The organism is Xanthomonas sp. NCPPB 901, assembly GCF_056725085.1.
In genome coordinates this window covers 4,145,304-4,167,194 of sequence record NZ_CM161511.1, presented here as the reverse complement: position 1 = coordinate 4,167,194, position 21,891 = coordinate 4,145,304, and the positions used below count along the sequence as shown (strand labels likewise).

The window sequence follows — 21,891 nt, the reverse complement described above, 5'->3', positions numbered from 1 at the left end:
TGCCGCGCGGTGGGGAGACCGCGCGCCGACCTCACTCCTCTTTGTTAGGAACCTCCGATGAGCGCTGCCTCCGCGTCGCATGCCGCGCGCCCGCTGCATGTCCTGGCCACCTGGTCGCTGTGGCTGCTGGGCGCCGTGTCGCTGGTCTTCGTCGTGGCCATCCCGATGGATGTGCCGCAGCAGCTGCTGTTCTCGCTGGTGGTGTTCGCCGCGGCGATGCTGCTGCGGCGCAGCGGCAGCCGCCTGGCGATCCTGGTGATGATGGCGCTGTCGCTGGCGGTGTCCTCGCGCTACATCTGGTGGCGCCTGACCCAGACCGTGGGCATGAGCAGTCCCGTCGACCTGAGCCTGGGCCTGGGCCTGCTGCTGGCTGAGCTGTACGCGTTCGTGATCCTGGCGCTGGGCTACTTCCAGGTGCTGTGGCCGCTCAACCGGCGGCCGCTGCCGCTGCCGGCCGACCAGCGCGAATGGCCCAGCGTCGACCTGTTCATTCCCACCTACAACGAACCGCTGTCGGTGGTGCGCTCGACCATCCTCGCCGCCAGCGTGATGGACTGGCCGGCCGACAAGCTCAACATCTACCTGCTCGACGACGGCCGCCGCGAGGAATTCCGCGCGTTCTGCGAGCAGGCCGGCATCCACTACGTCACCCGCACCAACAACTTCCACGCCAAGGCCGGCAACATCAACGCCGCGCTGAAGAAGTCCAGCGGCGACTACGTGGCGATCTTCGACTGCGACCACATCCCCACGCGCTCGTTCCTGCAGGTGGCGATGGGCTGGTTCCTGCGCGACCCGAAGCTGGCGGTGGTGCAGATGCCGCACTACTTCTTCTCCGCCGATCCGTTCGAGCGCAATCTCGGCAACCACGGCAAGGTGCCCAACGAGGGCGAGCTGTTCTACGGCCTGCTGCAGGACGGCAACGACCAGTGGGACGCCACGTTCTTCTGCGGCTCGTGCGCGGTGATCAAGCGCAAGCCGCTGGAGGAAGTGGGCGGGGTGGCGGTGGAGACCGTCACCGAGGACGCGCACACCGCGCTGAAGCTGCACCGCCGCGGCTATCGCAGCGCCTACATCGCGGTGCCGCAGGCCGCCGGCCTGGCCACCGAGAGCCTGTCCGGCCACGTCGCCCAGCGCATCCGCTGGGCGCGCGGCATGGCGCAGATCGCGCGGCTGGACAACCCGCTGCTGGGCAAGGGCCTGCGCCTGTCGCAGCGGCTGTGCTACGCCAACGCGATGCTGCACTTCTTCTACGGGCTGCCGCGCATCGTCTACCTCACCGCGCCGCTGGCCTTCCTGTTCTTCGGCGCGCACGTGATCCACGCCTCGGCGCTGATGATCCTGGCCTACGCGCTGCCGCACATCCTGCAGGCCAACCTGACCAACCTGCGCACCCAGGGCAAGTTCCGCCATCTGTTGTGGAACGAGGTCTACGAGACCACCCTGGCCTGGTACATCCTGCGCCCGACGCTGGTGGCGCTGTTCAATCCCAAGCTCGGCAAGTTCAACGTCACCCCCAAGGGCGGCCTGGTGCCGCGCAGCTACTTCGACGGGCAGATCGCCAAGCCGTACCTGTTCCTGCTGGTGCTCAACCTGGCCGGCCTGGCCGCCGGGGTGATGCGCCTGCTCAGCGTGCAGGCCGGCGGCGAGGAGCAGACCATCTGGTTCAACCTGGCCTGGACCGCGTACAACGTGCTGCTGCTCGGCGCCACCATCGCCACCGCCAGCGAGATGCGCCAGGTGCGCCGTTCGCACCGCGTGCCGCTGGACATCCCGGCCAGCCTGCACCTGGCCGACGGGCGCGAACTGGCCTGCCGCACGGTCAACTTCTCCACCGGCGGCATGGCCCTGCGCCTGCTCGCGCCGGTGCCGGTGGAGCCGGACATGCCGGTGGAGATCGAACTGCCGCAGCGCGGCAGCGCCAAGCGCCTGCCGGCGATGGTGCGCCACGACCGCGACGGCGAAATCAGCATCCAGTTCCGGCCGATGTCGATCGAGCAGGAGCGCTGGCTGGTGGCCTGCACCTTCGCCCGCGCCGACATCTGGGTGTCGCAGTGGGGCCGCCACGACCGCGACCGCTTCTGGGTGTCGCTGGGGCGCGTGTTCGCGGCCAGCATGCGCGGCTTCCGGCGCCTCGGCCAGCACATCGGCAGCAGCGCGCGCAGCGGCTGGCGCGGTCGCGCGGCCGGCGAGGAGGCCGCGCCATGAGTCGCCGCCCCGCTGTGTTGCGTTGCTTCTTCTCTTTCACTTCCTTCCGGTTGCCGTCGATGCGTCTCCCTGCCCTGGCTGCATGCTGTCTCACGGTCCTGTCCGGCCTGGCCCTGGCCAAGGAGCCGACCCTTCCTGCCACCACGCGCGCGCCGGCCGCCGCAGCGACCGCCACGGCGCGGCCGGCCCCGGTCGAACGCGAGCGCTCGGCCACGCTCAAGCAGCTCGGCGTGGACTACGAGATGACCCTGCGCGGCATCCAGGGCAGCGCCGGCATCGCCTTCAGCACGCGTACCGACGAGGTGGTGCAGGCGGCGAACCTGCACCTGGTCTACAGCTATTCGCCGGCGCTGCTGCCGGACCTGTCGCACCTGAAGGTCAGCGTCAACGGCGTCACCGTGGCGACCCTGCCGGTCAGCCGCGAGAACGCCGGCAAGCTGCAGCAGAGCGACGTGCCGATCGATCCGCGCCTGATCAGCGACTACAACCGGCTCAATCTGCAGCTGATCGGCCACTACACCCGCGACTGCGAGGACCCGGACCACACCAGCCTGTGGGCCAACATCGATCCGTCCACGCGGCTGTCGCTGACCGCCACCCCGCTGCTGCTGCGCAACGATCTGGCGCTGCTGCCGGTGCCGTTCTACGACAAGCGCGATACGCGCCGCCTGGACCTGCCGTTCGTGTTCCCGCAGCGCCCGGACCTGGCCATGCTGCGCAGCGCCGGCATCGTCGCCTCCTGGTTCGGCGCGCAGGCCGGCTACCGCGGCGCGTCCTTCGGCGTGACCATCGGCGAGGTGCCGGTCACCGGCAACGCGGTGCTGTTCGCCACCGCTGCGACCCTGCCGGCGGAGCTGGCCGCGACCCAGGCCGGCCTGAACGAGATCGCCGGGCCGACCCTGGCGATGATCACCAATCCGCGCGATGCCACCGGCAAGCTGCTGCTGGTGCTGGGCCGCGACGACGCCGAGCTGCAGCAGGCCGCCATCGCGCTGAGCCTGGGCACGCCGTTCAATGGCCCGGTGGCGCGCATCGGCGAACTGAAGCAGGCGCAGCCGCGCAAGCCCTATGACGCGCCCAACTGGATCTCCAGCGACACGCCGGTGCGCTTCGGCGACCTGGTCGCGCAGACTTCGCAATTGAACGTCAGCGGCTACCACCCCGACCTGATCCGGGTCGGCCTGCAACTGCCGCCGGACCTGTTCGTGTGGCAGCGCGACGGCATCCCGGTCAACCTGCGCTATCGCTACACGGTGCCGGAGACGCAGAACAAATCCGCGCTCAACGTCAGCATCAACGACGCCTTCGTGACCACGCTGCCGCTGACCGGCCACGCCTACGCCGAGTCGTTGCCGCTGCGCTGGTGGCACGCGCTCTCGCCCAAGGGCGCGATGCCGGTGGAGCAGACGCTGCTGCTGCCGACCGGACCGTTCTCGGCCAACAGCCAGCTGCGCTTCCACTTCTTCTTCGACCGCCCGCAGGCGGAGGCGTGCAAGAACACCTTCCCCGACGTGTCCGGCGCGATCGACGCCGATTCCACGGTGGACCTGAGTTCGTTCCATCACTACATGGCGATGCCGAACCTGGCCGCGTTCGGCAATGCCGGCTTCCCGTTCACCCGCCTGGCCGACCTGTCCGAGTCGACCGTGGTGGTGCCCGACGAGATCGGCGATCAGGACATGGCCAATCTGTTGACCCTGCTCGGCCGGCTCGGCGCGTCGACCGGCTACCCGGCGCTGCGGGTGACCCTGATCCACGCCGCCGAGGTCGACAAGCACGCCGACAGCGACCTGCTGGTGTTCGGCAGCCTGCGCTCGCAGCCGCTGTTCCAGCGCTGGAGCGCGGCGCTGCCGATCGGCGACGGCGCCAGCGGGCGGCGCTTCGCGATGAGCGACTGGGTGCTGGACAAGCTGCCCGGCTTCCTGTCGGTCGATCCGCGCCGCACCGACCTGCCGACCACCGCCGAGGTGGCGGTGAAGCCCGCGCCCGGCGACGTGGTGCTGATGGGCTTCCAGTCGCCGCTGAAGGCCGGGCGCAGCGTGGTGGCGCTGCTGGCCGAGGACCCGGCCAGCGTCGAGGACTTCTTCGACGCCTGGTTCGAGCCGGCCACGCTGAAGGACTTCCAGGGCAGCGTGGTGCTGTTGCAGAAGGGCAAGGTGCGCAGCCTGGCCGGCAACCAGACCTACTACGTCGGCCACCTGCCGCTGCCGACCTGGGCGCGCTGGTACTTCTCGCAGCACCCGCTGCTGCTGGGGCTGGCCGTGCTGGCGCTGAGCATGCTGTTGGCGCTGGCCGCGCGCGTGGTGCTGCGCCGGCATTCGGCGGCACGGTTGCAGGAAGGGCGGTGAACGGACACACCGGCCAACGCCGTCGCCTGCTTGGCGGCCTGCTCGCCGCCGGTGCGGCGACGCTGCTGCCGCCGGCGCGCGCCGCGCTTGCGGCGGCGCCGGCCTGCGCGCCGTGGCGCGAGTGGACCGCGTTCGTCGGCAAGCATCTCGATGCCAGCGGGCGGGTGATCGATTTCCAGCACGCCGACCAGCGCAGCACCTCCGAAGGCCAGTCCTACGCGCTGTTCTTCGCGCTGGTGGCCAACGACCAGGTGCTGTTCGAGCGGGTGCTCGGCTGGACCCGGCACAACCTGTGCGGCGGCCGCCCGCAACAGGTGCTGCCGGCCTGGCTGTGGGGCCGCGCCAGCGACGGCGGCTGGCGCGTGCTCGACGGCAACAGCGCCAGCGACGCCGACCTGTGGATCGCCTACGCGCTGCTCGAGGCCGGGCGCCTGTGGCAACGGCCGGGTTATACCCAGGCCGGCCTGCAGACGCTGGCGCTGGTGCGTCGCACCGAACTGGCAGAACTGCCCGGTTTCGGCAGCATGGTGTTGCCGGCGGCCAAGGGCTTCGTCAAGCCGCAGCGCTGGACGCTCAACCCCAGCTACCTGCCGATCCAACTGCTGCGGCGCTTCGCCGCAGTCGATCCGAAGGGGCCGTGGGCCGGCCTGGCCACGCGCAGCGCGCGGCTGCTGCGCGATAGCGCGCCGATCGGTTTCGCGCCGGACTGGACCGCCTGGGACGGCCGCGCATTCGGCGTCGATCCGGACAAGGGCGCGCTGGGCAGCTACGACGCGATCCGCGTGTACCTGTGGGCCGGCATGCTCGACCCTGCCGAGCCGCTGCGCAAGGCGCTGCTCGACGACCTGTCCGGGCCGCTGCAGCAACTGCGCGCGCAGGGCCATCTCGACGAGAAAATCGACACCCGCCACGGCGTCGGCAGCGGCCAGGCGCCGCCCGGCTTCTCCGCCGCCCTGCTGCCGTATCTGAGCGCGCTGCGCGAACCGGCGCTGCTCAAGGCGCAGGCGCAACGCATTCCCGCGCCCGGCGCTGCCGCCGCGGCCCGGCTTCCCTATTACGACCGGGTGCTGATCCTGTTCGGCCGCGCCTGGCTCGACAACCGCTATCGTTTTTCCGCAGACGGCGCGCTGCAGCCCGCCTGGAGAACCCAATGCTCCGCATGAACCTCAAGCCCCTGTACCTGGCCGGCATGATCGACCTGTGCCTGCTGGCCGGCAGCGCGCACGCGCAGAACGCCGCCGCCACCCAGCAGCTGGTCAGCCAGGGCAACTACTGGCACGACCAGGGCCGCGACGATCTCGCCGCCGACGCCTGGCGCAAGTTGCTGCAGGTCGATCCGAACCAGCCCGACGCCTTGCTCGGCCTGGCCCAGATCGATCTGGCGCAGGGCCGCCAGACCGACGCGCGCAAGCGCCTGGCGCAATTGCAGAAGGCGCATCCGCAGGCGCCGCAGACCCAGCGCCTGGCCATGGCGATCGGCGGGACCGCCGACAACGTCGATCTGCGCAACGCGCGCCGCGCCGCCGCCGCCGGGCGCTACGTGGACGCGGTGCGCGCCTACCAGGCGCTGTTCGACGGCAAGGGCCCGCCGGACGCGCTGGCGCTGGAGTACTACCAGGTGCTGGCCGGCACGCCGCAGGGCTGGGAGGGCGCACGCGACGGCCTGCGCCGCCTGGCCGCCGCGCAGCCGGACAACACCGCCGCGGCGCTGGCGCTGGCGCAGGTGCTGACCTACCGCGAACCGTCGCGGCGCGAGGGCATCGCCCAGCTCGCCGCGCTGAGCAAGCGCGCCGATGTCGCCGGCCCGGCCCGCGCCGCCTGGCGCCAGGCCCTGCTGTGGCTCAATGCCGGCCTCGCCGATGCGCCGCTGTACCAGGCGTTCCTGGCCGCCAATCCGAACGATGCCGAGGTCGCCAACAAGCTGACGCAACTGCAGGCGCGGCGCGCGCAAGGCGGCGACCCGGCCGGCGAACAGTTGGGCGAGGGCTTCAAGGCGCTCAATGCCGGCAACCTGGCGCTGGCCGAACAGCGCTTCGCGCAGGTGCTGCGCGCGCGTCCGCGCGATGCCGAGGCGCTCGGTGGCCTGGGCTCGGTGCGGCTGCGCCAGCAGCGCTTCGGCGAAGCGCAGGAGCTGCTGCGTCCGGCCGCGGCCGCCAACGGCAAGTGGCGCGGCGCGCTGGACAGCGCGCGCTACTGGCTGCAGTTGCAGCAGGCGCAGGCCGCGCGCGCGCGCGGCGACAGCGATGCCGCGCTGCGCCTGGTCCAGCAGGCGGTCAAGCTCAAGCCCGAGGAGGCCGCCGGCTACGCGTTGCTGGGCGACCTGCAGTCGGCCAGCGATGCCGCCGCGGCCGAGAAGAGCTACCGCGAGGCGCTGCGCCTGCACGCCGACGATCCCGGCGCGCTGCAGGGCCTGATCGCCCTGTACAGCCGCCAGGGCCGGGCCACCGAGGCCAGTGCGCTGTTCGCCCGGCTCAGCCCGGCGCAGCGCCAGCAGGCCGGCGGCGAGGCCGCGCTGAAAGCCAACCTGCAGCGCGCCCGCGCGCAACAGGCGCTCGAGGCTGGCGACACCGTGACCGCGCAGAGCGACCTGGAGGCGGCCATGGTCGACAACCCCGGCGATCCGTGGGTGCGCCTGGACCTGGCGCGCCTGTACCAGCAGGCCGGGCGTCCGGACCAGGCGCGCAGCGTCATGGACGGCCTGCTCGCGGTGCATGGCGACATGCCCGAGGCGCTGTACGCCAACGCGCTGCTGGCGCAGGAACGCGGCGACTGGGCCAGCGCCTACGCCAGCCTGGAGCGCATCCCGGCTAATGCGCGCACCGCCGAGATGCGTGCGCTGCGCAACACCGCCTGGGTGGAACAGCAGGCGGCGCAGGCGCGCCTGCTGCAACAGCAGGGCCGCGGCGGCGAAGCGCAGTTGCTGCTGGGCCGCACCGAGGCCGCGCTGGGCGATGCGCTGGAGCAGCCGGCGCTGCTGGCGGCGATGGCCGGCGCCTATGCCGACATCGGCAGCAACCAGCGTGCGCTGACCCTGGCGCAACGCCTGGTCGCGCACGACCCCACCACCGAGGCGCGCCTGCAGTACGCCGGCGTGCTGCTGCGCGCGCACCAGGACGCGGAACTGGCGGCGACCCTGCGCCAGTTGCGCGACAGCGACATGAGCGCCGAGCAGCAGCGCCGCTACCAGGCGCTGCGCAGCGGCTACGTGCTGCGCCAGGTCGATGCGCTGCGCGAACTGGGTAATCTCGAAGCCGCCTACGACGCGCTGGCGCCGCTGCTGGCGCAGCAGAACCAGGACCCGCAGGCGGTGGCCGCGTTGGCGCGGCTGTATGCCGCCGCCGGCGACCAGCGCCAGGCGCTGGTGCTGTACCAGCAGCAACTGCAGCAGTCGCCCAACGACCTGGACACGCTGATCGCCGCGGCCAACACCGCCGCCGCGCTGCGCGACCTGCGCGGTGCCGAGGACTACCTGCAGCGCGCGCTGGCGCAGGCGCCGGAGTCGCCGCAGGTGCTCGCCGCCGCCGGCCGCGTGTACCGCAGCGCCGGCAAGAACCGCAAGGCCGAGCGCTACTTCCGCGCCGCGCTGGCGGCGCAGGCGCGCGAGGCCGGCCAGTACGACAACGGCCTGCCGGCCGCCAACGGCCCGGCGGCGTACGCCGCCGCCGGGCGCCCGCTCAATCCGTTCGCCGGCATGACCGGGCGCATGCTGCGCAGCGCCGCGGTGGTGTCCGATAGCCTCGGCGGCGGCGTGCCGGCACCGGCCGACGCGGCGCCCGCGCTGCCGGCGTCCGCGACGGCGCTGACCGGTGGCGACGACCTGCCGCCGCCGGCCAGCGCCAGCGCCACGGGCGTGGCCCTGGCCGCGTTGCCGGTGCCGGGCCAGCGCAGCCCCATCGCCCGCAGCGCGCCGCGCGCGCTGGCCGACGACGGGCTGCTGGCGGCCGCGCCGCGCGCGTCGTTGCGCCAGCCGGCCGCACCGTCCGCCTCCGCCGGCGGTTCCAGCGTGCTCGACGAGCTGCGCGAGGTGCAGGCCGAGAATAGCGACAGCCTCGCCACCGGCGCCAGCTACCGCGCCCGCGATGGCGAGGCCGGCCTGGGCCGGCTGCGCGACCTGGAAGTGCCGCTGCACGGCGAGTTCGCGGTGGGCGAGGGCAAGCTGCAGGTCGACGTCACCCCGACCCTGCTCGACGCCGGCACGCTCGGCACCGGCTATGCCACCGCCAGCCGTTTCGGCGCCGGCCCCGCCGCGGCGATGGGCGATGCGCTGGCCGCCGACCGCACCCCGATCGACAGCCTGGTCGGCAGCGACCTGTACCAACTGCTGCTCACCGAGGGCGACAGCAACGCCACCCGCAATGCGCTGCGCACCTATGCGGTCAACACCGGGCTGTACAACAAGCTGTTCAACGACACCGACCCGGCGCTGACCAACGCGCAGCGCGAGTCCGCGGCGCTGCAGGCGCTGTACGCCGAGCCGCTGTCGGCGTTCCTGCTCGGCAACACCGCCGCCGACACCGCGATCGGCACGCTGGCCAGCGCCATCCTCGGCGATGCGTCGCGCAGCGCCGACCTCAGCGCCGCCGACATCGCCCGTTTCCGCAACCTGGCCGCCAACCCTACCGCCGCGGCGCTGACCCCGGCCGGCTTCAGCCAGGCGCTGTACACCATGGCCGCCAACGGCAACGGCGCGCGGCGCATGGACCAGGACGCACGCGGCGTCGGCGTGGCGGTGACCTACAAGAACGGCGGCTTCAGCGCCGACCTGGGCAGCACCCCGGTCGGCTTCCCCGAGCGCCGCATCGTCGGCGGCGTCGGCTATCGCGGCCAGGCCGGCGACAGCCTGACCTACTCGGGCGAGGTGTTCCGGCGCGCGGTCAGCGACAGCCTGCTGTCCTTCGGCGGCGTCGACGACGGCCGCGCCGGACTCGGCTGGGGCGGCGTGACCAGCAACGGCCTGCGCCTGTCGGCGACCCTCGACAACGGCCTGCTCGGCGGCTACGCCAGCATCGGCGCCGACCGCCTGGTCGGCCGCAACGTCGCCAGCAACGACCACCGCCAGGTCGACCTCGGCGTGTACGTGCACGCGCTGGACACCGAGAACCAGTCGCTGACCGCCGGCCTCAACCTGACCGCGATGCAGTACGACAAGAACCTGGGCGGCTACACCTATGGACAGGGCGGCTACTTCAGTCCGCAGGACTACGTGGACCTGGGTTTCCCGGTGCACTGGAGCGGGCGCACGGCCGGGCGCACGGTCAACTGGAGCGTGGACGCCAGCGTCGGCGTGCAGCATTTCCGCAGCGACGACAGCCCGTACTTCCCGACCAGCGCGCAGATGCAGCAGGCCGCCTACGACGCCGCTTCGCTGGCCGCGTTGCTGGGGCTGACCGACCGCTACGTCGCGCCGGTGTATGCCGGGCAGAGCAAGACCGGCATGTCCTACAACATCGCCGGCGCGGCCGAATGGCAGATCGCCCCGCAACTGTTCCTGGGCGGCCGCCTGCTGTTCAACAACGCGCGCGACTACACCCAGTTCAGCACCAACCTCTACGTGCGTTTCGTGCTCGACCGGCTCGGCGCCGGCCTCGGCCGCCGCCCGCAGGTGCTGGCCTCGCCGTACGTGCCGGAGTAGGGCGCGCTGCGCGGATACCGGCGCAGGAGTCAACTGTCATGCAGCGGCGACGAGCGAAGCCGAAAGTCGACTGACACCCTCCGTCGTCGGGACTGAAGTCCCTCCCACAAGGATGTCCAGCCCATCCTGTGGGAGTGACGTCAGACGGGGCGGTACGTGCCGGAGTAGGGGGCGCGCCGCGCGGATACCGGCGCAGGAGTCAACTGTCATGCAGCGGCGACAAGCGAGGCCGAAAGTCGACTGACACCCCCCGTCGTCGGGACTGAAGTCCCTCCCACAAGGATGCCCAGCCCATCCTGTGGGAGCGACGTCAGGCGGGCGTCACGTGTGGACATCCGTCTGGGCGGATGGCCCACGGCGATGTGGAACCACTTGTGACGGAACGCGCGATACGTTGGCTGGGTGCACTGTGGGAGGGACTTCAGTCCCGACGCATTGCGTCATCGGGAAGCGCGCCACGCCGCGCGTCGCGGCTGCATGACAGTTCACTCCTGCAGAATGTCGCCAGCGCTTCGCCGCAACGCGGGGATTGCACCGCGGCAGGCCGCAGTTGGGGCAGGGGACGCCGCCGCCCCGCTGCACGCGCCGCCGCCACGGCGGATAATCGCGGCCATCCCCATTGCCAGGAGCCCGCACATGATCCGCGACATCATCCGCATGGGCGACCCGCGCCTGCTGCGCCAGGCGCCGCCGGTCACCGACTTCGACAGCGCGCAACTGCATGCGCTGGTGGCCGACATGTTCGAGACCATGGACGCCGCGCGCGGCGTCGGCCTGGCCGCGCCGCAGATCGCGGTGGACCTGCAACTGATGGTGTTCGGCTTCGAGCGCAACGCGCGCTATCCGGACGCGCCGCCGGTGCCGCGCACGGCCCTGGCCAACGTGGAAATCGAACCGCTGTCCGACGAACTGGAAGATGGCTGGGAAGGCTGCCTGTCCATTCCCGGCCTGCGCGCGGTGATTCCGCGCTACCGGCACATCCGCTACCGCGGCGTGCTGCCGGACGGCACCCCGCTGCAGCGCGACGCCGAGGGTTTCCATGCCCGCGTGGTGCAGCACGAGCACGACCATCTGATCGGCCGGCTGTATCCCTCGCGCATCCGCGACTTCGACAAGTTCGGCTTCGAGGACGTGCTGTCGTACGACTTGTAGCGCGCGGGATGCGTGGCGTGGCCGACGCAAGCCTGGCCGTCCGCGCCGCATGCACACGGTGCAGCGTTCCTTGTGGGAGCGACTTCAGCCGCGACCGGCTTTACCGGTAGAGCCCGTCGCGACTGAAGTCGCTCCCACAGGGGCTTGCGGCGAGTTCGCCGGGTGCATTGTGGGAGGGACTTCAGTCCCGATGCATGGCGCCATCGGAAAGCACGCCACTTCGCGCGTCGCGGCCGCATGACGGTTGACTTCCACCGGGCTCCCGGAGCCCGAACGCGTCCCAAGCCAGCCGTCGCCCAAAACGCACACGGCCCGCGCGAGGCGGGCCGTGGCGGGGACAACGTGGGGCGAGCGGCTTACTTCAGCGCCTTGAAACGCAGGCGCTTGGGACCGGCGTCGTCGCCCAGGCGGCGCTTCTTGTCTTCCTCGTACTCGCGGTAGTTGCCCTGGAAGAACTCCACGTGCGAATCGCCCTCGAAGGCGAGGATGTGGGTGGCGATGCGGTCCAGGAACCAGCGGTCATGCGAAATGACGAAGGTGTTGCCCGGGAACTCCAGCAGCGCGTCTTCCAGCGCGCGCAGGGTTTCGATGTCCAGGTCGTTGGACGGTTCGTCGAGCAGCAGCACGTTGCCGCCCTGCAGCAGGGTCTTGGCCATGTGCAGGCGGCCGCGCTCGCCGCCGGACAGCGAACCAACCATCTTCTGCTGGTCCTGGCCCTTGAAATTGAAGCGGCCAATGTAGGCGCGCGACTGGATCTCCACGCCGTTGATGTTGAGGATGTCCAGGCCGCCGGCGATTTCCTGGAAGACGTTGTGGTTGCCTTCCAGCTTGTCGCGGCTCTGGTCCACGTACGACAGCTGCACGGTCGGGCCGACCACGATCTCGCCCGAATCCGGCTTCTCCTGCCCGGTGATCATCTTGAACAGGGTCGACTTGCCGGCGCCGTTGGGGCCGATGATGCCGACGATCGCGCCCGGCGGGATGATCATCGACAGGTTGTCGATCAGCAGGCGGTCGCCGAACTTCTTGGAGACGTTCTTGAACTCCATCACCGAGTTGCCCAGGCGCTCGCCCGGCGGGATGAAGATTTCGTTGGTCTCGTTGCGCTTCTGGTAATCGACCGACTGCAGTTCGTCCAGGCGCGCCAGACGCGCCTTGCCCTTGGAGCGGCCGCCCTTGGCGTTCTGCCGCGCCCACTCCAGTTCCTTCTGGATCGCCTTCTGCCGTGCCTTTTCCTGGTTCTCTTCCTGCTTCAGGCGCTCGTCCTTCTGCATCAGCCATTCGGTGTAGTTGCCCTTCCACGGAATGCCGCGGCCGCGGTCCAGTTCCAGGATCCACTCGGCGGCGTTGTCGAGGAAGTAGCGATCGTGGGTGACCGCCACCACGGTGCCGGTGTAGCGCGCCAGGAACTGCTCCAGCCACTCCACCGACTCGGCGTCGAGGTGGTTGGTCGGTTCGTCGAGCAGCAGCATGTCCGGCTTCTGCAGCAGCAGCCGGCACAGCGCCACGCGGCGCTTCTCGCCGCCGGACAGGTTGGCGATCTTGGCGTCCCACGGCGGCAGCCGCAGCGCGTCGGCGGCCACGTCGAGCTGGTTCTCCAGGGTGTGCGCATCGCCGGCGGCGAGGATCGCCTCCAGGCGCTCCTGTTCCTTGGCCAGCGCATCGAAGTCGGCGCCTTCCTCGGCGTAGGCGGCGTACACCGCTTCCAGCGCGGCCTGCGCCTGCAGCACTTCGCCCACGCCTTCCTCGACCGACTCGCGCACGGTCTTGTTCGGGTCCAGCTCCGGCTCCTGCGCCAGGTAGCCGACCTTGGTGCCGGGCTGCGGACGCGCCTCGCCTTCGAAATCGGTGTCCACGCCGGCCATGATCTTCAGCACGGTGGACTTGCCGGCGCCGTTGAGGCCGAGCAGGCCGATCTTGGCGCCGGGGAAGAACGACAGCGAGATGTCCTTGATGATCTGGCGCTTGGGCGGCACGGTCTTGCTGACCCGGTTCATGGTGTAGATGTATTGCGACATGGCGGCTCCAAAGGCGCAGGGCGCCCGCCGGCCGGCGGCCGGAGGGCGTCGAAAGGGATGGCGGATTATAGCCGCACGGCCGCCGCCAAGCTGGGCCGCACGGGCGCGCGCCAGCACGCGCGGGCCGCGCCACGCGGCTACTCGGCGATCGGCGGCAGCGTCGCGGTCGTCGCCGTCGCCGATGCGCCCGCACGGCGCTGCCGGCGCAGGTAGAACACCGCGCAGAGCACCAGCAGCAGCATCGCCAGCCACTCGCTGGTCAGCGCCGCCTGCATCGCCGCCAGGCTGCCGCCGCCGCGGGCGTGGGCATAGATCGCGCCGAGCGCCGCCGGACCCAGGCCCATGGCCGCCTGCAGGATGGTGGAGAGCATGGCGCTGCCCGCGCCAGCGTGTTCGGTGGGGACCTGCGACAGGCCGATGCGGTAGAAGCTGGCCACGATCCAGGCCTGGCCGGCACCGATCAGCGCCGTCGCCGGGGCCAGGTTGAGCGCGCCCGGATGCGGCCACACGGCGTGCAGCGTCCACGCCAGCGCCAGCAGGCCCAGCATCTGCAGCATGCAGCCGAGCAGCAACGTGGACACCGGGCCGCAGCGCGCCGCGACGCGGGCGCTGACCAGCGCGGAGGCGAAGTAGGCCGCCCCCAGCACGATGAAGGCGTTGCCCGAGTGCAACGGCGAGAGCCCGGCGCCGGTCTGCAGGGTCAGCGCCAGCACGAACATGAAGCCGCTCCAGCAGGTGAAGAACACCCCGCCCAGCAGCAGCGCGAAGCGCACGCTGGGCAGCCGCAGCAAGGCCGGCGGCAGCAGCGGCGTGCGCCCGCGGCGTTCCTGCCAAAGTTCCACCCGCGTCAGCGCCGCCAGCAGCGGCAGGCAGGCGGCCAGCACCGCCAGGCACGCCGGCGGCCAGTGCAGCGCCGGGCCCAGCGCCAATGGCAGCAGCAGGCAGGCCAGGAACAGCCCCAGCAGCCCGGCGCCGGCCAGGTCGGGCGGCATCCGCCGCGCCGAGCGGGTCTCCGGCACGGCGCGCAGGCTGGCCAGCGCTAGCACGCAGAACGGCAGGTTGATCAGGAACACGCTGCGCCAGCCGGAGCCGGCGATGTCGGCGCTGACCAGCGATCCGCCCAGCACCTGGCCGATGACGAAGGCGATGCCGCCCAGCGAGCCGTACAGCGCCAGCGCCCGGGCGTGCGCCTTGCCGTGCAGGCTGACGTGGATGGTGGCGAGGATCTGCGGCACCGCCAGCGCCGCGCCGAGTCCCTGCAGGACGCGGCCGGCCAGCAGCGCCGTCACCGAACCGGCCACCCCGCACAGCAACGAGGCCAGGCCGAACAGCAGCACGCCGGCGCCGAACACGCGGCGCCGGCCGAGGTTGTCGCCGAGCCGGCCACCGGCCGCCAGGCCCACCGCGAAGGCGACGCCGTAGACGGCCACAATCAGCTCCAGTTGCATCGCCGAGGCATGCAGCGTGCGCGCGATCGAGCCGAGCGCGACGTTGAGGATGGAGAAGTCGATCAACGGCAGCATCTGCCCGATCAGCAGGATGCCGAGGCCGCGGTGGCTCAGGGTGGGGGAAGGGACGAGGGCGGGGGAGGAAGGCGTGGTCATGGCGCGCAGTATGGAGCGCGGATAAACTGGTACAAGGAGTGATTTATCCTGGTACTGAAGCTACCTCCCTGGGGGCCGGATGTGCGCTCGGCGGCGCAACCGACGCGTCGTCGGCGACCGCCGCCGGCCATGCCTGGCGGGGCGCCGCGGCCGCCGAATCATCCGGCGCGCGGGCGATCGGCCTGCGTGGCCGCCGAACAACGGAGAACATCATGCAAGTGCAGGTCGAGCGTTCCCTCCCCACGCCGCCGCCCGCGGCGGCGCCCAGTGACACCGGGCCGGCCCTGGCCGCCGAGCGTGCGCGTGCGCTCGGCGCCTTCCTGCGCGCGCGCCGCGAGAGCCTGGACCCGGCGCGGCTGGCGCTGCCGCGCGGCGGCAGGCGCCGTACCCCCGGCCTGCGGCGCGAGGAGGTGGCCCTGCTCGCCGATGTCGGCGTGACCTGGTACACCTGGCTCGAACAGGGGCGCCCGGTCCGCGCCTCCGCGCGCGTGCTGACCGCCATCGCCGCGGCCTTGCAGTGTTCGGAGGTCGAAACCGCGCATGTGCTGGCGCTGGCCGGCGTGGGTGGGGCGGCGGCCGCGGCGGCGCCGCGGTGCCAGCGCCTGACCGGCACCGCGCGCATGCTGCTGGACCAGCTCGGGCCATGGCCGGCGATGCTGCAGACCCCGCGTTTCGACATCCTCGGCGCCAATCCGGCCTTCGAGCGACTGATGGGCGTGACCCTGGCCGACCTGCCGGACGCCGACCGCAACTGCGTCTATCAGGCCTTCACCAATCCGCGCTGGCGCGACGCGCTGCTCGATCGGCAGGAGGTGCTGCAGCACATGGTGGCGTTGCTGCGCGCGGCGATGGCCGAGCATCTGGGCGAGCCGGAATGGGAGGCGTTGCTGGCGCGCTACCGCGCCGCCTCGCCCGAGTTCGATGCGCTGTGGCGGCAGCGCCGCGAGGTGCGCGCCGTGGAGAACCAGCTCAAGCGCTTCCGCCACCCGCAGGCCGGCGAGCTGCGCCTGCAGCAGGTCAACTGGTGGTCGGCGCCGCGCAACGGCAACCGCCTGGTGGTCTATTTGCCAGCCGACGACACCGCGCAGGCGGCGCTGTTGCGCTTGCACGCGCAGGCCGGAAACGCCTCTGGATGAACGCTTTCTTAGCCCGATCGGGAAAGCTGAATAGGTAACCGATTCCAGCAGGAGGCGGTTCAGACGGCAACGGTCTAAATGCGATCGCCACACCACGTGACGGAGTTGCCATGAACATGAAACGCCTTGCCACAATCGCCCTCTCGTCCGCGCTGGCGCTGGGTTTCATGGCGCCGCCCGCCTTCGCCTGGGGTCCCGCTGGTCCGGGGCCGGGCCCTGGTCCCGGACCGGGCTGGGGCCCGCCGGGGCCGCCGCCCCCGCCGCCGCCGCCGGGTCCCGGCCCGCGTGCGGACCGCGCCTACGACCGCGGCTACCGCGACGCCGATCGCGAGCGCTACTGGCGCGACCGCGAGCGCGACCGCCGCGATGCCCGTCGCGCCTACGACCGCGGCTACCGCGACGGCTACCGCAACGGGCCGGACGTCGTCTACTACCGCCCGGGCCCGCCGCGCTGGGCGCGCGGCCAGCGCTATTACGGCCCGAACTACGTGGTCTACGACTACGACCGCTACCAGCTCCGGCGCCCGCCCTACGGCTACCGCTGGGTGCGCGACGACGGCGGCAACCTGCTGATGGTGGCCATCGCCACCGGCATCATCGCCGACCTGGTGCTCAGCGGCCGCTGAGCACGGCCGCGGCACACCGCCAGACGGCCTCCTTCGGGAGGCCGTCTGCGTTTTGGTTCGCCCTCGGGCGCGCGCGGGGCTTAAACTAGTCGTCTGCCTTCTGTCCATGCCCCTGGAGACCCGATGTTCCCGCGCGACGCCCGCATCGAAACCTACGATCCCGACCTGGCCCGCGCCATCGCCGCCGAAGCCGGCCGCCAGGAAGACCATGTCGAGCTGATCGCCAGCGAGAACTACTGCAGCCCGCTGGTGATGGAAGCGCAGGGCAGCCAGCTGACCAACAAGTACGCCGAAGGCTATCCGGGCAAGCGCTACTACGGCGGCTGCGAATTCGTCGACGTCGCCGAGCAGTTGGCGATCGACCGGGTCAAGCAACTGTTCGGCGCCGACTACGCCAACGTGCAGCCGCACAGCGGCTCGCAGGCCAACCAGGCGGTGTACTTCGCGCTGCTGCAGCCGGGCGACACCATCCTCGGCATGTCGCTGGCGCACGGCGGCCACCTGACCCACGGCGCCAAGGTCAACGCCTCCGGCAAGCTGTTCAACGCCGTGCAGTACGGCGTCAACGACCAGGGCCTGATCGATTACGACGAAGTCGAGCGGCTGGCCCTGGAACACAAGCCGAAGATGGTGGTGGCGGGCTTCTCCGCCTACTCGCAGGTCATCGACTGGGCGCGCTTCCGCGCCATCGCCGACAAGGTCGGCGCGTACTTCTTCGTGGACATGGCGCACGTGGCCGGCCTGGTCGCCGCCGGCGTGTACCCGACCCCGCTGCCGCACGCGCACGTGGTCACCTCCACCACCCACAAGACCCTGCGCGGCCCGCGCGGCGGCATCATCCTGGCCAGCGCCGCCGGCGCCGGCGACACGCTCGAGGACCTGTCCAAGAAGCTGCAGTCGATCGTGTTCCCCGGCATCCAGGGCGGCCCGCTGATGCACGTGATCGCGGCCAAGGCGGTGGCGTTCAAGGAAGCGCTGGAGCCGGGGTTCGCCAGCTACCAGCAGCAGGTGGTGAAGAACGCGCAGGCCATGGCCAAGACCCTGATCGCGCGCGGCTACAAGATCGTCTCCGGCGGCACCGAGAACCACCTGATGCTGGTGGACATGATCGGCCGCGAGGTGTCGGGCAAGGACGCCGAGGCGGCGCTGGGCAAGGCCCACATCACCGTCAACAAGAACTCGGTGCCCAACGACCCGCGCTCGCCGTTCGTGACCTCGGGCCTGCGCCTGGGCACCCCGGCGATCACCACCCGCGGCTACCAGGAACAGGACTGCGTCGACCTGGCCAACTGGATCGCCGACGTGCTCGACGCCCCGGCCGACGACGCCGTGCTGGCGCGCGTGCGCGACGCGGTGACGGCGCAGTGCCGCAAGTATCCGGTGTATGGCTGAAAAACGGGAATGGGGAATGGAGAATCGGGAATGGTTGAAAGCGCTAGCTGGCGCCTTTGGCGTTCCCATTCCCCATTCCCGTTTCCCCACTCCCGGCACCTATATGGCTGATGCGGGAATGGAGAATGGAGAATCGGGAATGGTCAGAAGCGCTAAGCTGGCGCTGTTGACGTTCCCATTCTCCATTCCCGTTTCCCCATTCCCGGCCCCCTGAATGCACTGCCCCTTCTGCCAGCACACCGATACCCGGGTGATCGATTCGCGCGTGTCCGAGGACGGTGCGACGATCCGCCGTCGTCGCGAGTGCGAGGCCTGCGGCGAGCGCTTCAGCACGCTGGAGACGATCGAACTCAAGCTGCCGACGGTGATCAAGAGCGACGGCGGCCGCGAGGCGTTCGATGCGCGCAAGCTGCGCACCAGCTTCGATCGCGCGCTGCAGAAGCGGCCGGTGTCCGAGGAGCAGATCGAGGCGGCGGTGCGCGCGGTGGTGCACCAGCTGCGCATGTCCGGCGAGCGCGAACTGCCCTCGATCCGGGTCGGCGAGTACGTGATGGCCGAGCTGCGCAAGCTCGACCACGTCGGCTACGTGCGCTTCGCCTCGGTGTACCGCAGCTTCCAGGACGTGGCCGATTTCCGCGAGGAGATCGAAAAGCTCGAGCGCGAGTTGCCGGTGGGCAGCGAGCAGTTGCCGCTGCTGGACCTGGTGCGCGCGGCCAAGCCGGGCGACAAGGCCGGCAAGCGCTGAGCATGCGCATCGTCTGTCTGGCCGAGGCCGCGCAGCACATCCCCGCGCTGGCGCAGGAGCATCTGCAGGCGTTCGGCCCGCTGCTGCCGGAATGGAACGTGGTGGAGGCCGAGGCCGACCTGCGCAGCCATCGCGACGACAAACGCATTCCCACCAGCTGGATCGCCCTGGACGGCGATGACTGGCTGGGGTCGGTGAGCCTGCTGCAGAACGACGACGAACGCATCCGCCAGTGCTCGCCGTGGCTGGCCACGTTGTACGTGCGGCCGCAGGCGCGCGGTGCCGGCGTCGGCGCCGCCCTGGTCGCGCACTGCGTGCAGGCCGCCGCAGGCTTCGGCGTGCAGTGGCTGTACCTGTACTGCGAGCCGGTGCTGGTCCCGTTCTATGAGCGGCTCGGCTGGCAGCGCCACGCCGACCTGCCGCTGGGGCCGCTGCAGATCGTGGTGATGCGCCGCGACGCCGGCGCTGCTGCCGCATCCACATGAGCGCCGACGCCGTTCCCGGCTTCTCGGCCGAGGACCATCGCTGGATGGCGCAGGCCCTGCGCCTTGCCGAGCGCGGTGCCTACACCACGCGGCCGAACCCGATGGTCGGCTGCGTGCTCGTGCGCGACGGCGCGGTGGTCGGCGAGGGCTTCCACCAGCGTGCCGGCGGCCCGCACGCGGAGGTGTTCGCGCTGCGCGCTGCCGGCGAACGCGCCCGCGGCGCCACCGCCTACGTGACCCTGGAGCCGTGCGCGCACTACGGCCGCACCCCGCCATGCGCGCTGGCGCTGATCGAGGCCGGCGTGGCGCGGGTGGTGGCGGCGATGGCCGACCCGTTCCCGCAGGTCAACGGCGGCGGTTTCGCGCTGCTGCGCGAGGCGGGTATCGCGGTGCAGGCGGGCCTGATGGAAACGCAGGCGCGGGCGCTCAACCGCGGTTTCCTGTCGCGGGTGGAGCGCGGTCGGCCGTGGCTGCGGATCAAGCTCGGCGCCAGCCTGGACGGACGCACCGCCCTGGCCAGCGGCGAATCGAAATGGATCACCGGCGCGGCGGCGCGCCAGGACGTGCAGCATTGGCGCGCCCGCGCCGGCGCCATCCTCACCGGCGCCGGCACCGTGCTGGCCGACGACCCGGCGCTGACCGTGCGCCTGGACGCGGCGACCGAGGTGCTGCCGCCGCTACGCGTGGTGCTGGACGCGCAACTGCGCAGCCTGGCCCCGGCCAAGGTCCGCGACGGCAGCGCGCCGACCCTGTACCTGCATGCGCCGCAGTGCGTGCCGCCGGCGCTGGAGCATGCCGCGTTCGCCGCCGTGCCGCTGCACGACGGCCGCTGCGACCTGCATGCGGCGCTGCACCTGCTCGGCGAGCGCGGCATCAACGAGGTGCAGGTCGAAGCGGGGGCGACGCTGAGCGGCGCACTGCTGCGCGCCGGCCTGGTCGACGAGCTGCTGGTGTACATGGCACCGCTGCTGTTGGGCGACAGCGCCCGACCGCTGCTGGCCGGGCTCGGCATCGACACGATGGCGCAGCGCGTGCCGCTGCAATGGCAGGACGTGCGCCAGCTTGGCGATGACCTGCGCCTGTTGCTGCGGCCCTGAGCGCTCCGGCGCGGCGGCGTTCGCCGTTGCCGCAGTGCCGGCCACCGCGCCGAACGCGGCGCGATCCTGGAGGGAATGAAGCATGGCGCAGACCATCGTGGGACGCGACGGCGGACTGCCGGGCCAACGCGACTGGGTGCATCGCGTCGCCTCGACCAGCAGGCTGGAGCGCATCGAGGCGTTCTTCGGCGGCCATGGCTATGCCATGCACCGGCACGACACTTACGCGATCGGCCGCACCCTGGCCGGTGTGCAGAGCTTCCACTATCGGCGCGCCATGGCCCACGGCACGCCCGGCGCGACGATCGTGTTGCATCCGGACGAGCCACACGACGGCCATGCGGGCACGCAGGCCGGGTTCCGCTATCGGATGGCGTATATCGAACCGGCATTGATCCAGCGCGTGTTGGGCGGCGTGGCACTGCCGTTCATCGCCATGGGAACCTCCCAGGATCGGCGCCTCGGCGCGGCCGCGGGTGCGCTGCTGCAGTCGCTGGACGCGCTGGATCCCTTGCAGGAAGCCGATGCCCTGTTCGATCTGGCGCACGCCCTGGCCGCTGCCGCCGGCGTCCGCCGGGCCCGTGCCGGCGTGGACTATCGTGCGGCCGAACTGGCCCGCGGCTACCTGCTCGACTGCCTGGAACGGCCGATCGCGCTGCAGGATCTGGAGCGGGTCAGCGGCCGCGATCGCTGGCGCCTGTCGCGGGATTTCAGGGCGCTCTACGGCACCAGTCCCTATCGCTACCTGACGATGCGGCGGCTGCAACGGGCGCGCGATCTGGTCGCGGCGGGCCGGACGCTGGCGCAGGCGGCGCTGCTGGCCGGTTTCACCGACCAGAGCCATCTGACGCGGCAGTTCGTCCAGGCCTACGGAATGGCGCCGGGACGCTGGTCGCGGATGCTGCGGCCAGCGCGCGCCTGAGCTGCGGCGTGGCGTGCACGATCGTACAAGACCATCCTGGGACGCGACGCCAGACTGGGCCTCCTCCGTCCAGACCAGGTCCAGCCCATGCCCGCGTCCCCGTCCGCCGCTGCGCCATCGCGCGCCATCAACTTCGCCCACAAGCTCGGCCTGATCGCCGAACACTGGCAGCCGCGGGTGATCGCCGAGCTGAACGACTACCAGTTCAAGCTGGTCAAGATCCTCGGCGATTTCATCCTGCACACGCATGCGCACACCGACGAGGCCTTCCTCGTGCTGCAGGACGGCTGCGGATCGACTTCGTCGATCGCCACGTGTTCGTCGACGCCGGCGAACTGTACGTGGTGCCCCGGGGCGTCGCGCACCGCACGTCCGCGCTGGAAGAGGTCAGCATGTTGCTGATCGAGCCGCGCGGCGTGGCCAATACCGGCGAGCAGGGCGGCAGCCGCACGGCGCCGAACGACGTGTGGATCTAGCCGGCCGGCGCGTCCCTGCCGAAACGTGCGCGACCGCCACGCAAGCGTGG

The 21,891-nt window shown here is 71.3% G+C and carries 15 protein-coding genes; 13 read left to right on the top strand and 2 right to left on the bottom strand.

All coding sequences use genetic code 11. The features are described from left to right. The first annotated feature begins 57 nt into the window (after positions 1 to 57). From bcsA to AC1PME_RS17625, 5 genes are all read left to right on the top strand, one after another. Positions 58 to 2,208, top strand: a complete 2,151-nt coding sequence (gene bcsA / locus AC1PME_RS17645) for a UDP-forming cellulose synthase catalytic subunit (RefSeq protein WP_254459141.1) — start codon at positions 58 to 60, stop codon at positions 2,206 to 2,208. Between the two features lie 59 nt (positions 2,209 to 2,267). Further along, positions 2,268 to 4,556 carry a cellulose biosynthesis cyclic di-GMP-binding regulatory protein BcsB gene (gene bcsB, locus AC1PME_RS17640; RefSeq protein ID WP_481096560.1) on the top strand — a complete coding sequence of 763 codons (2,289 nt, stop codon included), beginning with the start codon at positions 2,268 to 2,270 and terminating at the stop codon, positions 4,554 to 4,556. Further along, the gene (gene bcsZ / locus AC1PME_RS17635) at positions 4,553 to 5,719 is read left to right on the top strand and encodes a cellulose synthase complex periplasmic endoglucanase BcsZ (protein WP_307552399.1); all 1,167 of its coding nucleotides are present in this window, start codon (positions 4,553 to 4,555) and stop codon (positions 5,717 to 5,719) included. The genes bcsB and bcsZ overlap by 4 nt, the downstream gene beginning before the upstream one ends. Then, positions 5,707 to 10,188 (top strand): cellulose synthase subunit BcsC-related outer membrane protein, encoded by a 4,482-nt coding sequence (locus AC1PME_RS17630; RefSeq protein WP_481096559.1) that lies wholly within the window; start codon positions 5,707 to 5,709, stop codon positions 10,186 to 10,188. Before bcsZ ends, AC1PME_RS17630 begins: the two co-directional genes overlap by 13 nt. A 636-nt stretch (positions 10,189 to 10,824) precedes the next feature. Further along, entirely contained in the window at positions 10,825 to 11,340 is a 516-nt protein-coding gene (locus tag AC1PME_RS17625; RefSeq protein WP_254459137.1) for a peptide deformylase, read from the top strand. A 356-nt stretch (positions 11,341 to 11,696) separates the two neighbouring features. Here AC1PME_RS17625 and ettA read toward each other — a convergent pair whose 3' ends face one another. Then, entirely contained in the window at positions 11,697 to 13,358 is a 1,662-nt protein-coding gene (gene ettA / locus AC1PME_RS17620) for an energy-dependent translational throttle protein EttA (protein ID WP_342073042.1), read from the bottom strand. A 137-nt stretch (positions 13,359 to 13,495) separates the two neighbouring features. Further along, the gene (locus AC1PME_RS17615) at positions 13,496 to 14,962 is read right to left on the bottom strand and encodes an MFS transporter (RefSeq protein WP_481096558.1); all 1,467 of its coding nucleotides are present in this window, start codon (positions 14,960 to 14,962) and stop codon (positions 13,496 to 13,498) included. Between the two features lie 212 nt (positions 14,963 to 15,174). On the opposite strand from AC1PME_RS17615, the gene AC1PME_RS17610 reads away from it, so the two are divergent. From AC1PME_RS17610 to AC1PME_RS17575, 8 genes are all read left to right on the top strand, one after another. Beyond that, positions 15,175 to 16,098: a helix-turn-helix transcriptional regulator gene (locus AC1PME_RS17610; RefSeq protein ID WP_481096557.1), complete on the top strand. Its 924-nt coding sequence runs from the start codon at positions 15,175 to 15,177 to the stop codon at positions 16,096 to 16,098. 110 nt (positions 16,099 to 16,208) lie between these two features. After that, positions 16,209 to 16,724 (top strand): RcnB family protein, encoded by a 516-nt coding sequence (locus AC1PME_RS17605; protein ID WP_481096556.1) that lies wholly within the window; start codon positions 16,209 to 16,211, stop codon positions 16,722 to 16,724. A 123-nt stretch (positions 16,725 to 16,847) separates the two neighbouring features. Next, positions 16,848 to 18,116: a serine hydroxymethyltransferase gene (glyA, locus tag AC1PME_RS17600; protein ID WP_481096555.1), complete on the top strand. Its 1,269-nt coding sequence runs from the start codon at positions 16,848 to 16,850 to the stop codon at positions 18,114 to 18,116. 214 nt (positions 18,117 to 18,330) lie between these two features. Then, positions 18,331 to 18,861, top strand: coding sequence for a transcriptional regulator NrdR (gene nrdR / locus AC1PME_RS17595; protein WP_254459131.1), 531 nt, complete (start codon positions 18,331 to 18,333; stop codon positions 18,859 to 18,861). A 2-nt stretch (positions 18,862 to 18,863) separates the two neighbouring features. After that, positions 18,864 to 19,346: a GNAT family N-acetyltransferase gene (locus AC1PME_RS17590; protein WP_481096554.1), complete on the top strand. Its 483-nt coding sequence runs from the start codon at positions 18,864 to 18,866 to the stop codon at positions 19,344 to 19,346. Further along, positions 19,343 to 20,443: a bifunctional diaminohydroxyphosphoribosylaminopyrimidine deaminase/5-amino-6-(5-phosphoribosylamino)uracil reductase RibD gene (gene ribD, locus AC1PME_RS17585; RefSeq protein ID WP_481096553.1), complete on the top strand. Its 1,101-nt coding sequence runs from the start codon at positions 19,343 to 19,345 to the stop codon at positions 20,441 to 20,443. The genes AC1PME_RS17590 and ribD overlap by 4 nt, the downstream gene beginning before the upstream one ends. A gap of 82 nt (positions 20,444 to 20,525) precedes the next feature. Next, entirely contained in the window at positions 20,526 to 21,365 is an 840-nt protein-coding gene (locus AC1PME_RS17580; RefSeq protein WP_481096552.1) for an AraC family transcriptional regulator, read from the top strand. 87 nt (positions 21,366 to 21,452) lie between these two features. Continuing rightward, positions 21,453 to 21,767: a cupin domain-containing protein gene (locus AC1PME_RS17575; protein ID WP_481096551.1), complete on the top strand. Its 315-nt coding sequence runs from the start codon at positions 21,453 to 21,455 to the stop codon at positions 21,765 to 21,767. The last annotated feature ends 124 nt before the right edge of the window (positions 21,768 to 21,891 follow it).

Bases quoted from the DNA above. Each gene is read 5' to 3' on its own strand.
- bcsA (WP_254459141.1), top strand. From the start codon at position 58: ATGAGCGCTGCCTCCGCGTCGCATGCCGCGCGCCCGCTGCATGTCCTG.
- bcsB (WP_481096560.1), top strand. From the start codon at position 2,268: ATGCGTCTCCCTGCCCTGGCTGCATGCTGTCTCACGGTCCTGTCCGGC.
- AC1PME_RS17630 (WP_481096559.1), top strand. From the start codon at position 5,707: ATGCTCCGCATGAACCTCAAGCCCCTGTACCTGGCCGGCATGATCGAC.
- AC1PME_RS17625 (WP_254459137.1), top strand. From the start codon at position 10,825: ATGATCCGCGACATCATCCGCATGGGCGACCCGCGCCTGCTGCGCCAG.
- ettA (WP_342073042.1), bottom strand. From the start codon at position 13,358: ATGTCGCAATACATCTACACCATGAACCGGGTCAGCAAGACCGTGCCG.
- AC1PME_RS17615 (WP_481096558.1), bottom strand. From the start codon at position 14,962: ATGACCACGCCTTCCTCCCCCGCCCTCGTCCCTTCCCCCACCCTGAGC.
- AC1PME_RS17610 (WP_481096557.1), top strand. From the start codon at position 15,175: ATGCAAGTGCAGGTCGAGCGTTCCCTCCCCACGCCGCCGCCCGCGGCG.
- AC1PME_RS17605 (WP_481096556.1), top strand. From the start codon at position 16,209: ATGAACATGAAACGCCTTGCCACAATCGCCCTCTCGTCCGCGCTGGCG.
- glyA (WP_481096555.1), top strand. From the start codon at position 16,848: ATGTTCCCGCGCGACGCCCGCATCGAAACCTACGATCCCGACCTGGCC.
- nrdR (WP_254459131.1), top strand. From the start codon at position 18,331: ATGCACTGCCCCTTCTGCCAGCACACCGATACCCGGGTGATCGATTCG.
- AC1PME_RS17590 (WP_481096554.1), top strand. From the start codon at position 18,864: ATGCGCATCGTCTGTCTGGCCGAGGCCGCGCAGCACATCCCCGCGCTG.
- ribD (WP_481096553.1), top strand. From the start codon at position 19,343: ATGAGCGCCGACGCCGTTCCCGGCTTCTCGGCCGAGGACCATCGCTGG.
- AC1PME_RS17580 (WP_481096552.1), top strand. From the start codon at position 20,526: ATGGCGCAGACCATCGTGGGACGCGACGGCGGACTGCCGGGCCAACGC.
- AC1PME_RS17575 (WP_481096551.1), top strand. From the start codon at position 21,453: ATGCCCGCGTCCCCGTCCGCCGCTGCGCCATCGCGCGCCATCAACTTC.